This window comes from Algoriphagus marinus, from assembly GCF_001936475.1.
Classification (GTDB): domain Bacteria; phylum Bacteroidota; class Bacteroidia; order Cytophagales; family Cyclobacteriaceae; genus Algoriphagus; species Algoriphagus marinus.
On sequence record NZ_MSPQ01000006.1, the window covers coordinates 210,103 to 225,804 of the forward strand.

General features: G+C 39.9%; 11 protein-coding genes. 3 read left to right on the forward strand and 8 right to left on the reverse strand.

Annotated elements, in window-relative coordinates; translation table 11 throughout:
* Nucleotides 1-284: 284 nt before the first annotated feature.
* Both BVC88_RS11390 and BVC88_RS21335 read right to left on the reverse strand, forming a co-directional pair.
* Entirely contained in the window at nt 285-2,687 is a 2,403-nt protein-coding gene (locus BVC88_RS11390; protein WP_075350808.1) for an ABC transporter permease, read from the reverse strand.
* Between the two features lie 89 nt (nt 2,688-2,776).
* On the reverse strand, nt 2,777-2,926 hold the full coding sequence (locus BVC88_RS21335) for a hypothetical protein (RefSeq protein ID WP_175574407.1): 150 nt from the start codon (nt 2,924-2,926) through the stop codon (nt 2,777-2,779).
* Between the two features lie 295 nt (nt 2,927-3,221).
* On the opposite strand from BVC88_RS21335, the gene BVC88_RS11395 reads away from it, so the two are divergent.
* Nucleotides 3,222-3,953 (forward strand): hypothetical protein, encoded by a 732-nt coding sequence (locus BVC88_RS11395; protein WP_075350809.1) that lies wholly within the window; start codon nt 3,222-3,224, stop codon nt 3,951-3,953.
* Nucleotides 3,954-4,354: 401 nt separating this feature from the next.
* On the opposite strand, the gene BVC88_RS11400 is transcribed toward BVC88_RS11395, so the two are convergent.
* From BVC88_RS11400 to BVC88_RS11425, 6 genes are all read right to left on the reverse strand, one after another.
* Nucleotides 4,355-6,808: an ABC transporter permease gene (locus BVC88_RS11400; RefSeq protein ID WP_075350810.1), complete on the reverse strand. Its 2,454-nt coding sequence runs from the start codon at nt 6,806-6,808 to the stop codon at nt 4,355-4,357.
* Nucleotides 6,809-7,209: 401 nt separating this feature from the next.
* Nucleotides 7,210-9,531, reverse strand: coding sequence for an ABC transporter permease (locus tag BVC88_RS11405; protein ID WP_245803635.1), 2,322 nt, complete (start codon nt 9,529-9,531; stop codon nt 7,210-7,212).
* A gap of 113 nt (nt 9,532-9,644) precedes the next feature.
* Nucleotides 9,645-10,010: a four helix bundle protein gene (locus BVC88_RS11410; protein WP_075350812.1), complete on the reverse strand. Its 366-nt coding sequence runs from the start codon at nt 10,008-10,010 to the stop codon at nt 9,645-9,647.
* A gap of 95 nt (nt 10,011-10,105) precedes the next feature.
* Nucleotides 10,106-10,801 carry an ABC transporter ATP-binding protein gene (locus tag BVC88_RS11415; RefSeq protein WP_075350813.1) on the reverse strand — a complete coding sequence of 232 codons (696 nt, stop codon included), beginning with the start codon at nt 10,799-10,801 and terminating at the stop codon, nt 10,106-10,108.
* Between the two features lie 95 nt (nt 10,802-10,896).
* Nucleotides 10,897-11,265 (reverse strand): four helix bundle protein, encoded by a 369-nt coding sequence (locus BVC88_RS11420; RefSeq protein WP_075350814.1) that lies wholly within the window; start codon nt 11,263-11,265, stop codon nt 10,897-10,899.
* Between the two features lie 129 nt (nt 11,266-11,394).
* A complete protein-coding gene (locus BVC88_RS11425) occupies nt 11,395-12,642 on the reverse strand; it encodes an efflux RND transporter periplasmic adaptor subunit (RefSeq protein ID WP_075350951.1) in 1,248 nt (415 codons plus the stop codon).
* Between the two features lie 327 nt (nt 12,643-12,969).
* On the opposite strand from BVC88_RS11425, the gene BVC88_RS11430 reads away from it, so the two are divergent.
* Nucleotides 12,970-14,358, forward strand: a complete 1,389-nt coding sequence (locus BVC88_RS11430) for a sigma-54-dependent transcriptional regulator (protein WP_075350815.1) — start codon at nt 12,970-12,972, stop codon at nt 14,356-14,358.
* Entirely contained in the window at nt 14,348-15,700 is a 1,353-nt protein-coding gene (locus BVC88_RS11435) for a sensor histidine kinase (RefSeq protein WP_075350816.1), read from the forward strand. The genes BVC88_RS11430 and BVC88_RS11435 overlap by 11 nt, the downstream gene beginning before the upstream one ends.
* Nucleotides 15,701-15,702: the final 2 nt, after the last annotated feature.

Genomic DNA, 15,702 nt, shown 5'->3' on the forward strand with positions numbered 1-15,702 from the left:
CAGTTCAACCTAATCTTACGATTCTTACCTCCGGCTTTAAGCGTTCCAAATCTTCAGTAAAATTTCCCCAGGTAATTTTCAAAAGCACTCATTTCTTAGATGCAGCAAAAGTCGAGTTGGTTGCTTCAGCTCAAAAAAAAATCGCAACTACTAAACCCAAAAAATATTCAGCTATTCGAGAGTTGCAATCTCGATTTCCAATCCTAGGATTTCTAATCCTTCAAAAAACAAATCAATAAAACCGAGATTAAAGGCTTGAATAAATCTCATAAACCCCAATTCCTCTACTCATCTCTCATGGCATCTACAGGATTTGCCCAAGCAGCTTTGATCGCTTGTGACCCTACGGTAATCAAGGCAATTACTAGCGTTACAATTCCCGCAAAGCCAAAAGTCCAAACCGAAAGACCTGCCTTATAAGGGAAATCTGACTGCCAGGACTCCATGGCAAACCATGCGATAGGAAATGCAAAAATCATGGCCACCGCTACCAAAATCACGAAGTCTTTGGAAATCAAATTTAAAAGGCTCTGGGTACTTGCTCCCATCACTTTGCGAATCCCGATCTCTTTGGTTCGCTGCTGCACCGCATAAGCTGCCAAACCGAATAGACCTAGGCAAGAAATCAAAATCGCTAAAATCCCAGCTATGGTAAATGCCAAGCTTAATTGAGATTCTTGTTCATATTGAGCGGCAAACGCCTCATCCATGAAAGAATAGCTGAAAGGATTTCCCGGAAAAACTGACTCATAGGTTTTTTGAGCTAATGCAATTGCCTCTTTCATTTGAGCCGGATCTACCACCAAAGTGAAAAAACCATCCGCTTCTGAAGCCAAGAAAATCATGGGTTTGATTGGCTCACGTAGAGACATGTGATGGTAATCTTTCGTCACTCCGATCACCTCAAAAGGCTTTCCCCAAAGTATATTTTGTCCCACGGCAGCTTCCGGACTTTCATATCCCAATTGTGCAGCTGAAGATTCGTTGAGCATCACTTTATTAAGATTGTTCCAATTTTGAGTTGCTTCATCGGATGTAAAATTTCTTCCTGCCAACACCTCGATTTCATAAGTGGGAATAAACTGCTCATCAATAATAAACATGCTGTAATTGTAATCCTTATCCTCAGGTCTTGCCACCAAAGGACTGATTCCTCCTGCGGAGAAATTATATCCCTGACCAGGAAGATTATTGGATCCAGCTATTGCTTTCACAAAAGTTTGGGCTTTTAAACTTTGCTTGAAGGCATTCATTTTCGAAGACCGGTTTTCACCTACATCATTTGGTCCTGCTACTACCAGCTTCTGATCCACATTCATACCCAGACTTTGCGTCTGCATAAATGATAATTGATCTCGAATTACAAGCGTGCAAACGATGATACCAATCGAAATCACAAACTGAAATACCACCAATGATTTTCGGAGCCATTGACTTTCAGGCTTGAATTTTAATTGGGATTTCTTCTCAAATTTCCCGGAAAGCAATACCACATAAAACCCTGAAATCAAAGCACATAATCCAATGATTGCAGCAATAATCAAAACGGTTTGTGGAGTTTGTAATGCCCCAAACCAAATGGCTGTTCCAAAAATATTGGATGTAAACGGAGCAAGGAGATATACAAAAAGTATGGAAATGGCCAATGAACTCAGGAGAAGTACTAACGTCTCCATCATAAACTGTTGAGCCAACTGCCATGATTGTGCGCCTAAGACTTTCCTCATTTTGATCTCTTTTATTCGAGTTAAAATATTGGCTGAAGAAAGATTAAGGTAATTCACATAAGCAATCCCAAGGATCAAAATCGCAATCGCTAAAAACACCAAAACTGATCCCATTTTAGAAGAAGTGGGTAGTGGATCTGAAATAGAGGAACCCAGATGGATACTTGGAAGATCTTGAAGAATTATTGAAGTGGCCTCCCCATTTGGTGTTTTTCGAATAAACTCCGTCAATTGATCCGACAGCGAATTGGGATCAGCTCCCTCTTTTGTCAAGACAAATAAGTTGACAAAACCGGAATCAAAACCATTTGGATCAGCCCATTCATTTCCTGATCGGTTTGAGGGATTCTCTAAGGTGTGAATGGATAAAAATATATCCCCTGTAATATCTGATGTGGATGGAATTGATTCTAAAACTCCAGAAACTGCAAATTCTTGCTTGCCAAATTGGTTGCTCAATAGGAAAGTTTTGCCCAAGGGATCTGTATTTCCAAAGAATTTATCAGAAATAGCCTGAGTAATCACAGCAGTATTTGTAGCATTCAGATCAGCAGTTCCTCTTGAAATAGGAAAAGAAAAGGTTTGAAAAAAATCTCCTTCAACAAAACTGATCGCATCCTCTTTAAAAAACAGATCAGTTTCAGGAATTGCAATCAAGCCTCCGCCAATGTATCCTGCAATTCTCCCGGAAGATTCTATATCCGGAAAATTAGCCTCCAAAACTCCCGCATAGCCAGGTGGAAGGTATGTTTCAAACTCACCATTCCCCTCACTAACCACAACTCTGAAGATCCGGTCTTTATTGGCATGAAAGTCATTGTAACTCCACTCCGTGACCACATAAGCAAAAAGCCCCAAGAAAGTCACCAAGCCAATTACCAATCCAGTTAAATTAACAAAAGTAAAAAGTCGGCGCTTGGAAAGACTTCTAAAAGCAATTTTGAGGTAGTTTATAAACATAGCTGATTCTATTATCCCATTGAATATTAAAAAATAGAAAGATTGAATCTACCCTCATTATGAGGCATAAAGCTTTTCTTTTTTATTAATCAAGAATCCACTTTCATGCCATCCAAAAACTGGCGAATCAATGCTTTAGGATAGAATAAGCAGGAAATACCTGAAACCAATCGGACAAAATTGTTCGCCTGCGGTCGAATCTCCCACAAGGTTTCTGTCTTTTGCTTTTTCAATTCCATTCTAGGTTTCCTGAATTCCTTTCTTATTCGAAAGAGAATCCAATTATTATTTTCCTCTCCTCTTGATTCATTTGCGAACCTAAGTTTATCGAGGTATTTTTCAGAAGCTTTTTAGAGGAGATCGATGGGATTTTTTTGAAGGACAATAAGTCCATAAGCTGCAAATATCCAACCCTTGTGGAGGAAAGAGGAATTAATAATTAAGTTATGTGTCATAAAATAAACTGAGTAGTTAAAAAACGAGAAATCTAAAAATCTTTCAGAGTAATAATCTTAATACAATAGGAAATCAAAAATGAAGGAAACTATCGTAGAAACGACTAAAAAAATTAAGTTCGATAATGCTGGATATTATGCTCTAGGATTAATAGTTCTTGCAATTTTAGGTTTTTGGCCAACCTACTTTTCAAAATTCTTTGATGGAACAGCGGACTTCAATTTTTATTTTCATTTTCATTTTGCGTTGTCATCATTATGGATAGCGCTATTGATAGTTCAACCCATACTCATCAAAAAAAAGAAACTGTCGATTCATAGACAAATTGGTAAATTAAGTTTTGCCATTTTACCCTTGTTCTTAATATCAGTGATCTTACTAAAACACTATCTAATTGGGGGTGAAGTTACTGAAGGTTCAGGGGCCAGTATGTGGTTTCTATTTAAAAACATAATTATTATTGGTGTCATGTATATCATTGCAATGGCAAATCGGCGCAATGTGCAAATCCATGCTCGTGCTATGATTGCAACCGGCATCGTATTTATTGAGCCAACTTTAGGTCGTTTTATTATCATTACCTTATTACCAGAAATCGATTTTATGATTGGGTTGGGAATTACGTTTCTCATAATGTATATCCCAATTATTTCACTCATCATTATTGAAAGAAAACAAACCAGCGGTCGCTGGGTATTTCCATTTTTTTTAATACTATTATTGGTATTTCATGGTCTCTTTTTCTTTCAAGTAAGTTTTCCATTATTAGATTCAATTGCAAATTGGTTTGTAAGATTACCAATTACATAAAAATGTGAAGTTTAATAAAATACGAACGCACACACAATGGCTTTAAGTAATTGCCTGTTCTTGCCTACTTCTACATCCCCAGTCTGAGTGTAATCAGATTGTTCGGCTCAGCGTAGTTTGCCTTCCCTACTGTCCTGCCCAAGGCCACTTACCCATTATCCAAAAGACCCTTACCAAAAACAAAGAAACCTTCGAGGTTTTAAAAACCTCAAAGGTTCATTCTAGCACTTTTTTAGAATTTAGATTTTTGGCTGGGGATTGCTTCTTCGCCTGTGGCGGATCGCAATGACGGTCACTTTTAGCATCAGTTCGTGAAGACACGAACTAGGGCGAATGACGATCAAATCAGAAGGTTGGCAATGACTAAATCTTATATCCTACATCTAAAATCTTAAATCAATTTACTCGCTTTTAAGAGAATTTACCGGATTCGCAGTAGCAGCTTTGATCGATTGATAACTAGTAGTCAGCAAGGCGATCATAATCGCAAACAGGCCTGCACCTAAGAACACTTGCCAACCCAAATCCTGTTTGAACTGGTAATCCTCCAACCATTTCGTCATTGCCCACCAAGCGATAGGAGTGGCAATCAAAAACGCAATAAATACAAGTTTAGCAAACTCCTTGGATAGAAGTAATATGATACTCCCTATGCTAGACCCAAGGACTTTTCTAATTCCTATTTCTTTGGTTCGCTGCTCTGCTGTAAAAGCTGTCAAGGCAAACAATCCCAAACATGCAATCACGATAGCAAAGCCAGCAAATATCCCAAAAACCTTCCCTAAGCGCGTTTCGGATGCATACATATTCCCAAATCGATCATCTAGGAAAGAATAGGTAAAAGGTTGTCCTGGTGCCATTTCATTCCATTTCGCTTCTATGAAACTTACTACCTCATCCGTATTATTGGAGTTGAATCTAAAGGACGCAATCCCTCTCGGCTTTTCGCTGAGGAAAATCATGACCGAGCCAATATTTTCCTTAAGAGATTCAAAATGAAAATTCTTCACGATTCCAACCACTGTCCTGCCTTGGAGATCTTCAAAGTCGATATTATTTGTATCTCCTGCTAAAGAATAAATCTTCTGTCCTATGGGATCACCTTCAAAATTGAATTTTTGGGCAGCAGTTTCGTTAAGGATTACAGCATTTGAATCGGAAGGAAATTGAACTGAAAAATCTCTTCCTTCAACCATTTCCATCCCTAAAGTCTGTATGTAATGGTAATCCACTTGCCAGTTTTGCAAACTGACTAAATTCTCTGTCTGCTTTGGATCTTTTCCTTCTACCCACCATGGAGTATCACTCCTCCAAGTGCCAGAAACTGGCAGAAAACCTGTAATCGTCCCTGATTCCATCATACTGTTTGATAGTATCTCTCTCTTGAAAGTTTCTGCCTGATCACCTAAAGCGTAAATATCATCCACAGTGATAATCTGCTCTTTATTAAAACCTATTTTCTTATTCTGTATATAATTCAACTGATTAAAAACGCCTATTGTGGCTATGATCAAAATGATAGAAATCGCAAATTGGAAAACCACCAAAGAGCTTCGAATCATTCCACTTTTCATTCCCAGAGACACTTGCCCTTTTAGGATACTGATGGGTTTGAAACCAGACAGGAAAAAGGAAGGATAAATCCCAGCCAAAAGCCCTGTTCCGATTGCCCCGAGGATTAAGACCCCATAAGAGGTCAATTGGAAAATCGGCATTTCCAGTGACCTACCGGCCAAATCATTAAAGATTGGTAGCAAAAATGCCACAACAGGAATTGCAATTAAGAATGAAATCACGCTGAGCAAAATGGACTCCATCAAAAACTGTCGAATCAAATGGGAACGAAAAGAACCCATCACTTTCCTGATTCCAACTTCCTTAGCCCGATTTGAGGATCTCGCAGTAGAAAGATTCATGAAATTGATACAGGCGATGAGCAAAATGAACAAGGCAATTGCTACAAATAGATAGACGTAGGTGATATTGAAATTAGGTTCGAACTCTCCCATAAAATCACTCTTCAAGTGAATATCAAGCATGGGCTGTATGTCAAATTCAATCTTACCTCCATTTTCAGTCAAAGTTTCCATTGTAGCTCCCTCTCCAAAAATCTGACTTATATCAGGCTCAATATGAGTCTTGATGACTGAGGGAAGTTTTGCGTTCAAATTCTCGGGATCAGAGCCTTCTCTAAGTTTAAAGTAGGTTTGAAAATTGTTACTGAGCCAAGTAGTACCCTTAGCCTCTTCCAAACCTTCCATTGCTAATAAAAAATCAAAGTGAAAGTGACTATTCTCAGGAATGTCCTCATAAACTCCTGTAATTCTGAAGTCCTCCTCATTATCTAAAATCAAGGATTTCCCAATGGCACTTTCACCTGGGAAATATTTTTCAGCTGTACTTTGACTGATAGCCATGGTATTGGGTTCGGCTAAAACCCCTTCCACATTCCCTTCGAGTAGCGGCACTCCAAAAACTTTAAAGAAGTCTCTTCCAGCCCAGATTACATTATTTTCCTTGATATTTTGATCTACCTTCTTTACTAAATAGGACCCCCTTTGCCTGAAATGAACAGCTGCTTCTACTTCAGGGAAATCCTCTGGCATGGCTTCTGCCATTGGGGCCGGAGCCAAAACCATATTCCAATGATTTCCTCCAAAAACAATATCGGCATGGACTCTATAAATCCGATCAGCATCTTTAAAGTGTTTGTCGTAGGAGAGCTCGTTTACCACAAAAAGAGTAATGATAATACAAACAGCAACTCCTACTGAAAGCCCGAGAATATTTATAAAAGTGTAAAACTTGTGTTTACGCAAATTGCGAAAAGCGATAGTTAGATAATTCTTAATCATATCAAATAGAATTTACGATTGACTACAATAGTGTAGCATAACATATTCAGGATTGATGCCAGTTAAAAAAAAGCCTTCTGGATACCAGAAAGCTCGTTTTCTAATTTTTCATATCAATAAGTTCGTACAGTATTGTTCGCCTTCGGGCAAAACCTCCACCAAGGATTGAAGCCTTTCGTATAATTGAATTTCCGCGGTCGAATTTCTACTCTAATCCTCTTCTTTATCTGGAGACAAAGTAAGCTGCACCAATCAGCCATACAGATTGCTTTGGATTTGGAAAGTGTAAGGAAATCTAGCAAGGTGGAAATCTTAGCTCATTGCAGCTTTACTGGGGACGAAGAAATCCCTCCTGCTACGAGCTCCAAATCTGAAATCTTACCTCTTAAATCTCAAATCCCTTACTCGCTTTTTAAACTATCAACAGGGTTGGCACTTGCCGCTTTGAAAGCCTGAAGACCAACCGTAAGGATTGCGATAAAAATCAAAACCAAACCAGAACCTGCAAAAATCCACCAGCTCAGATTGGTCTGATAGGCATAGGTTTTCAACCAGTTATCAGCAAAGTACCAAGCAACTGGCACTGCAATAAGGATTGAAACCAGAATTAGCTTTACAAAATCTTTGGATACCAAAGTCAAGATTCCAGCTGTAGAAGCTCCCATTACTTTTCGTACTCCTATCTCCTTTTTTCGCTTCTCTGCCGTAAATGCAGCAAGACCAAATAATCCAAGACAACTCAAAAAAATCGCCATTAAACCGAAGTACTTTGCCAGCTTGGAAACTCGCTGCTCGGAAGCGTAAAGCATTTGATAATCCTCATCCATAAAGGAATAATCCATCGCTTGCGCCGTTTGCTTCAGGAAAATCGCATCAATTTCAGCAATGGTTTCCTGTTGATTTTGGGGACTGATTCTTACCATAATTCGCTGCGCAAATGTTGGGTCGTATTTCAGGAAAGCCGGTTTAACACTTTCCTTCAAAGACTCAAAATTGAAATCCTTCACCACTCCAATTACTTCTTTATCATCTCCCCAAAGGTTTACAATTTGTCCGATAGGGTCCTCAAAACCAATGGTACGAACGGCCGCTTCATTCAAAATTATTTTAGAACCTTCATCTCCAAAGTCCGAAGAAAAAGCTCTGCCATCCATCATTTCAAACCCCATGGTCTCGATCAAGCCCATATTGATCGATACATTTTCGAATTTTACCTGCTCATCAGGATTTTTTCCTTCCCATGAAAGTCCGATTGTCGAGCTGCTCAAGCCTACCAACGGATGACTCAAACTAGATGCATTCTCCACTCCTGGAGATTTCCTAAGCTCTGCCAAAAAGGAATCCAGCTGATTGGGATTTACTCCTGAAGCGTTGATCTGAAGGAGCTGACTTTGATTATAGCCTAGATTTTGGTTTTGAATATAAGACATCTGCTTACTGATTACTGAAATACCGATGATCAGCAAAAGCGAAATAGCAAACTGAAAAACTACCAAGCCTTTTCTGGCAAGTAACTCCCCAAAACTTCCCTTGATATTAGATTTCATCACCTCTACTGGCTTGAACTTGGAGAGATAAACTGCTGGATAAATTCCAGCCAAAAAGCTTGTTAACAGCCAAATACCAACTAAAATCAGAATCAATTCAGGTTGAAATGAAATGCTTAGAGATTTGGAAGTCACCTGATTAAAAAATGGTTGTAGAACGAATGTTGCCACTATTGCAACCAGCAAAGCCAAAAAAGTCAACAGCAATGATTCCACCATAAACTGTCCAAAAAGACCAGATCGGCTTGCTCCCATAGATTTTTTGACCCCGATTTCCTTTAATCGACTCATCGATCTCGCCGTAGTCAGGTTCATAAAGTTGATGCAGGCGATGATCAAAATAAAGATGGCGATAGCTGAAAAAAGCCTCACATAGCTAATCCTTCCGCCAGCTACTTTTCCATCTTCATAGGTTCCATACAGATAAGTATCTCCATAATTCTGCACAAAAACCGACACATTGCTCCCCTCGGCTTTAGCTTTGATGAATCCTGCAATTTGCTCGTTAAAAGAGGCTATGTCTGTTTCAGGCCGTAGTAACACATAAGTACTTGCATTGAAGTTACCCCAATGCATACTTTCGCCAAGCATTTGTTTGAAGTAAGAAAAGGATAAAAAGTAGTCTGCCTTATCCAAATCATAGGGGCCGAAATCCTTGTAAACTCCAGTCACCTCTACCTCATTATGAAAGTCAAAAACCTGCCATTTTACCGATTTACCGATCGCCTCTTTCGGCGAACCAAACAGCTTCGTAGCCATAGTTTCTGATAAGGCCAGGCTATTGATGCCTGTCATAACCTGACTCGGACTGCCGGCTACAAAATCAACAGAAAAAACATCGAAGTAGGACTGATCAACAAACAAACCAGCACCAGTCATCTTTGTGCTCCCATTTTCGAAAGCAACTCCATCAATAAATGGCGAAGCCCCTACTGCTAATTCCACTTGAGAAAGCTCGGCCTTCATTGCTTCTGCCATTTCACCCGGGGTTACACCCCAAGTTATAATACCTCCACTGTTATCGTGATTGGTCATCACCGCATAAATCCGATCAATCTTCTCGTGATTACGACTGATACTCAGTTCATCCTTTACCCAAAGCATGATCAGTACCACGGTAGTCAGGCCCATCGCCAATCCAAAAAGATTGATGAAGAAGATGCTTTTGAACTTCATGAAGTTCCGAAAAGCGAGAAGGATTTGGTGGCGGAGCATAGGAGGTTGGGAAGTTGGAGGTTGGAAGTGGGAGGTCGGAAGTGGGAAGTTGAAAGTTGGAAGTTGGATAGTGCTTATTTCGTATTTGAGCTTAAGGTATTTCTAAATGCGGCTATACTATTCATTAGGTCAAAAGCCTGTTTATAGCAATTTTGAAAGGTTTCCTCATTTATATAAGCTCTTAGTTTGGCTTTATGAAGACAGGTTACAACCTCGGCAAGTGATCTTAAAGAGTAACCTACAAATTTTCTAAATTCAACTTGGGAGTTACCTGTTGCACCCTCCGCTATATTCAATGCGATGGAATCTACGGCCCTTCGAATCTGTGATGTGAGATTATATAATTCTTCTTTTGGAAAAGTTTTCGAGAGTTCAAAAACTACTTCTCCAAAAACCATAGAAGTTTGCCAAATACGAAGTTTCTCAAATTTAAAATCCATAGAAAATTATAATTAGGTTGAAATTTTTAATATTACCAGAAAGTTATCGGCACACTTTTCAACTTCCAACCTCCTTACTTCCTACTTCCCTACTTCTAAACATGAAACTGCTCCCGGATATTCTCCGTCACGACTTTTCCATCAAATAGATTAATGATTCGGTGCGCATAGTTAGCGTCATGTGGAGAGTGCGTTACCATCACAATAGTAGTTCCCTCATTATTCAATTCTTCAAGAAGTCGCATTACTTCCTCACCATTGGTAGAATCCAAGTTACCTGTAGGCTCATCGGCAAGGATCACGGATGGCTTAGCCACAATCGCTCTGGCAATAGCCACACGCTGCTGCTGACCACCGGAAAGTTGCTGCGGGAAGTGATTGCGTCGGTGCATGATATTCATTCGACCTAGGACTTCTTCCACTTTCTGCTTTCGCTCATCTGACGGGATTTTCAGATAAAGTAGTGGTAGCTCCACATTTTCAAATACCGTTAATTCATCGATTAGGTTGAAAGACTGGAATACAAATCCGATGTTACCTTTTCTCAATGAAGAACGCTGCCGCTCCGAAAACTTGGCCACCTCTTGATCCAAAAAGTAATACTCTCCCCCATCCGGATTATCCAGAAGACCGATAATATTCAAAAGCGTGGACTTGCCACAACCTGAAGGACCCATAATGGCTACGAATTCACCCTTTTTGATTTCAATTTGAATTCCGTCCAGCGCGGTGGTTTCTACCTCCTCGGTGGCGTACATTTTTCTGAGATTTACTGTTTTGATTACGTTCATGGTTGTATGATGTTAGGTGTCGGATGTCCGATGACCGATGTGGCCCTGACTCCAATCATTGTTAATGTTAGTTATGTTAATTGAATTGGAATTCATTAGGTGATTTTTGATCTAAATGATTGCATCATATTCATTAGATGAAATGATTCGGCATATAGCTTATCAAACTGATCTTGATTTATGTATTTTCTTTTTTGAGCTTTATGTAGGCAGGTAACTACTTCAGCTAATGATCGAGTAGAATACCCAATAAACTTTTTGAATTCTGGGTTTGACTGAGAGATTGAACCTTCAGCTATATTCAAAGCAATGGAATCTGCAGCCCTTCTTGCTTGAGAAATTAAATTATAGAGTTCATCCTTGGGAAAACCCTTAGAGATATTAAATATATCCTCTCCAAAATCCATTGCTTTTTGCCAAATCTGGAGCTTTTCAAATTTGAAGTTAGGTTCATATTCTCCCATAAAATCCTAATTTTTAATTGAATAACAATTCTCAATAAAACATCTGATACCTGACATCTGAAACCGGTCATCAGACACTTGACATCGGTCATCGGTCATCCGACATCTGACATCCGACACCCGTCTCCCCTACCTCAACTCCAGCACCTCATTCTTTCCAAAATTCTCGTAGCCACTGACGATCACTTTTTCACCTTCAGTCAAGCCTTCAAGAATTTCATAGAATTCAGGATTTTTTCTACCCAAACGAATATTTCTTTTCTCCGCATTTCCTGCAGCGTTTATAACAAATACCCAGTTTCCTCCTGTATCCTTAAAGAAGCCACCGGTTGGTAAGAGTAAGCTCTGCTCACTGTCACCCAACTCCAATCTGATTCGCACACTTTGACCTCTTCGGATTCCTTGGGGGCTTTCTCCTGTAAACTTCATATCTACTTCAAATCTTCCATTCGTAATCGTCGGATAGATCTTCATAATTTCCAATTCATGATCTACTCCGCTCAAGGTGAATTTTCCACGGAGACCTTGACCGATTCTAGGAAGGTATAATTCATCTATTGGCACTCTTACTTTGAATTCATCCAAAACATCGATCTGTCCATAACGCTCTCCGGAGTTAATCGCCTGACCGATTTCTATCTGCTCCATGGCCAATTGACCTGAAATGGGTGCTTTGATTACCAGATTATTGAGAATCTGACCAACTCCATTCAGAGAGGCATTCATTCTATTTTCAGACTGTCTTAGCTGGGCCAGCTGATAGGACCTTGCAATTGAGTCACTTTTGTATGATTTGTAGGTCAATTCCTTTCTTTTCAAGTTATACTCATACTGCTCCGCTACTTCTTCAAATTCTCTGTCTGAAACCAATTTCTTTTCGTGAAGCTCTTTAAATCTTTTATACTGTGGCTCCAGCAAACTGATTTGATAATCAATTTCTGCCAATTGCCCTTGTTGGCTTAAATCATTTTGATCCAAGAAAAGACGGGTTTGTCGAAGGTTATTGATTTGCTCATATAACATCGTCTCCCGCTGCATCACATCTAATTGAAGATTGGAATTAGCCATGATCAAAATCGTATCTCCTACGTCTACCAGTGCGCCAGATTCCCTCACCAAAGCTGCGACCATTCCACCTTCGACAGCGTCAAGGAAGAAAGTCTGAGCAGGTTCAATCTGTCCAGATACTAAAATGTAATCTGTAAATTCACCAGTAGTCACTGTGGCAATACTCAAACGGTCCTTCTCCACATTCATCGTGGAGCGATGATCTGCAAAGCCTATTTGATAAATAATTGCCGCTACTACGAGCACTCCTCCTGCGATCATTGCGATCTTTTTCGGAGTCCATGTCTTCTTTTCTATTTTTCGATCCATTGTGTGTGTTTTCCTTTTCAGGGCTATCCCCTTTATGCCAAATGGCATGCCATGCAAAAAATAGCCGTTGGATGCTTCTTTGGGTGATTTCAACAAAAACGAGATTCCTTAACGCGAACATTTTCGTCCGAAAGCGAACAAAAGCTATCAAAGTCGGATATTTTTCCCTTAACTTAATTGAAGATTTATAATAGCCAAAATCTGCTCAAATCGTCCGAAAATGACATATTTTATCCATTTTAAAGTGCAATTGTTTTTCGGTATGCTTTTGGAACAACAGGAAATCGAATCCGGGATATATTTCCCCAAGGAAAAAAATCATTTACTATGAACGAGCAACGAATCGGGAAAATCTTAATCATTGACGATAATGAAGATTTGCTAAAGGCAGCTAAAATTTTTCTGAAGCGGCATTTCGCACAGGTAGATACAGAAACCAACCCTGATCTACTCCCTATCCTGACTCATAATGAAAACTATGACGTGATCTTACTGGACATGAACTTCACCAAAGATGTGAGTTCGGGTCAAGAAGGTTTCTATTGGTTGGATCGGATTTTGGAATTGGATCCATCAGCTGTGGTGGTATTGATCACTGCCTATGGAGATGTGAATCTCGCAGTCAAAGCCATCAAAGAAGGTGCGACAGACTTTGTGTTGAAGCCTTGGGAAAATGAGCGACTGCTCGCTACACTCAATTCCGCCCTTCAACTCCGGAGAAAAAAGCTGGAGGTAGATCTGCTAAAAGATCAAAAAGCCACCATGCAGCAGGATATCGACAATAAATTCAAGGATATTATCGGTCAAAGTGCATCCATGCAAAAGGTTTTTGAAACTATCGAACGTGTGGCCGTCACCGATGCTAACGTCTTGATTCTAGGAGAAAATGGTACCGGTAAGGAATTAATTGCAAGAGCTATTCACCGACATTCCAAGCGAAGTCGGGAAGCATTCGTTGGAGTGGATCTGGGCTCGATTACGCAGACGCTGTTTGAATCCGAGCTTTTCGGACATAAAAAAGGTGCTTTCACGGACGCCAAAGAAGATCGTGCCGGTCGCTTTGAGCAGGCGCATAAAGGCACACTTTTCCTGGATGAAATCGGAAATCTACCTTTGCCACTTCAGGCCAAATTATTAGCAGCTTTACAAAATAGAGAAGTCACGAGAGTGGGTGCAAATCGGCCAGTAGAAGTAAATATTCGATTGATTTCGGCTACGAATATGCCGATTCATAACATGGTCTATGACAATACCTTCCGGCAGGATTTATTATATCGAATCAATACCATCGAAATCCAACTTCCTCCCCTCAGGGAACGGATCGAGGACATTCCACTTTTGGCTGATCATTTTATCGCCTACTATTCTAAAAAGTATAATAAAGATATTCGAAAGGCGTCGGAACCACTGATCAAGCGGATGTCGAAATACCATTGGCCGGGAAATATCCGAGAACTTCAGCATAGCATTGAGCGAGCTGTAATTATGAGCAATCATAATGTTTTGCAACCTGAGGATCTTTTCTTACAGAAAATCCAAAATCATGAAAAATCTGAAGAATCAGTAAATCTGGAGCATTTGAATATTGAAGATGTGGAACGAATTCTGATCCGGAAAGCATTACAAAAGCATAATGGGCATATCACTAGAGCCGCTGAAGAATTGGGATTGACGCGATCATCTCTTTACCGAAGACTGGAGAAATATGGTTTATAGGCGGTTTTCCATTGGCGTAGCCATTCGCCTGATCCTGATTATTCTATGCCTTTACCTTGGTCTTTGGCTGTATTATCGACAAGAGCTTTGGCTGGCACCGGCGATTTTGGGCTTAGTCGCTTTCATTCAAATTGGGGAATTGATCTATTATGTCAATTCTGTCAATCATAAGCTTGCCCGTTTTCTCGACTCCATTCGATACAATGATTTCTCGAGTTCCTTCACTTCGGATTCTCAGATGGGAGGTTCTTTTCGAGAGGTCAACGTAGCCTTCAATGAGGTGATGGATGTCTTCAAAAAGACCCGAGCAGAAAAAGAAGAGCAAATGCTTTTCCTTCAAGTCATTATTCAACATATCAATACAGGTATTATTTCCTTCAATTCGGAGGGGAAAATTGGAGTAATAAATAATGCGGCAAAACACTTGCTCCAGATTCCTCAATTCCGGGATATCTCAGATTTAGGTAAGCTCTCAACCCAACTTCTCAAAGAAGTAATGGATATGAAACCCGGACAGCGGATTTCTCAAAAAGTAAATTCAAACCTCCATCTAATCATACAATCCACTTCTCTTAAGATGGGAGGCCAAAGCTGGACTTTGCTTTCACTACAAAACATCAACGCCGAACTACAATCGAATGAACTCGAAGCTTGGCAGAATCTCACCAAAGTACTTCGCCATGAAATCATGAATTCGATCACGCCAATCTCAAGTTTGGTGGAATCGCTTCGGACTATTCTAGATGAAGATAGCTACGTGCAGCAAGAAGGATTTTTAATTAAAAGAGACGGTTTCCAGGATATTCAAGAAGGTTTGGATACTATCGCAAACCGAAGTAAAGGTTTGGTGAGTTTTGTAAATGCTTACCGGGACTACACGAATATTCCATTGCCGGAAAAGGAACTGGTTAATATTCAAGGTCTTTTCGAAAAAGTGCTTAATCTGATGAAGGAGGACTTAAAAGCCAATGAGGTAGAGGTTCAAAGCGAGATCCAACCAGGAACATTGGAGATTCATTGCGATCCAGATCAGATCATGATGATCCTAATCAACCTGATCAAAAACGCATCAGAATCTCTGACTAACCAGGCCAATCGGATTATATTTTTGAGAGCCATTTCTCAAGGCGATCTCGGATCGATTATTCAAGTGGAAGATCATGGCCCAGGGATAGTTCCTGAGGCACTTGAGCGGATTTTTGTACCTTTCTATACTACCAAGAAAACAGGATCCGGGATTGGGTTAGCCATTTCAAGACAGATAATGAATCTCCACCGAGGAAGTCTTCAAGTGATATCAATCCCAAATGAGCGAACAGTTTTCACGCTGAATTTCAGGTAATC

What these genes read in the sequence shown, in the direction of transcription:
- BVC88_RS11390 (WP_075350808.1), bottom strand. Translation starts at nt 2,687, where the DNA reads ATGTTTATAAACTACCTCAAAATTGCTTTTAGAAGTCTTTCCAAGCGC.
- BVC88_RS21335 (WP_175574407.1), bottom strand. Translation starts at nt 2,926, where the DNA reads ATGGAATTGAAAAAGCAAAAGACAGAAACCTTGTGGGAGATTCGACCG.
- BVC88_RS11395 (WP_075350809.1), top strand. Translation starts at nt 3,222, where the DNA reads ATGAAGGAAACTATCGTAGAAACGACTAAAAAAATTAAGTTCGATAAT.
- BVC88_RS11400 (WP_075350810.1), bottom strand. Translation starts at nt 6,808, where the DNA reads ATGATTAAGAATTATCTAACTATCGCTTTTCGCAATTTGCGTAAACAC.
- BVC88_RS11405 (WP_245803635.1), bottom strand. Translation starts at nt 9,531, where the DNA reads ATGAAGTTCAAAAGCATCTTCTTCATCAATCTTTTTGGATTGGCGATG.
- BVC88_RS11410 (WP_075350812.1), bottom strand. Translation starts at nt 10,010, where the DNA reads ATGGATTTTAAATTTGAGAAACTTCGTATTTGGCAAACTTCTATGGTT.
- BVC88_RS11415 (WP_075350813.1), bottom strand. Translation starts at nt 10,801, where the DNA reads ATGAACGTAATCAAAACAGTAAATCTCAGAAAAATGTACGCCACCGAG.
- BVC88_RS11420 (WP_075350814.1), bottom strand. Translation starts at nt 11,265, where the DNA reads ATGGGAGAATATGAACCTAACTTCAAATTTGAAAAGCTCCAGATTTGG.
- BVC88_RS11425 (WP_075350951.1), bottom strand. Translation starts at nt 12,642, where the DNA reads ATGGATCGAAAAATAGAAAAGAAGACATGGACTCCGAAAAAGATCGCA.
- BVC88_RS11430 (WP_075350815.1), top strand. Translation starts at nt 12,970, where the DNA reads ATGAACGAGCAACGAATCGGGAAAATCTTAATCATTGACGATAATGAA.
- BVC88_RS11435 (WP_075350816.1), top strand. Translation starts at nt 14,348, where the DNA reads ATGGTTTATAGGCGGTTTTCCATTGGCGTAGCCATTCGCCTGATCCTG.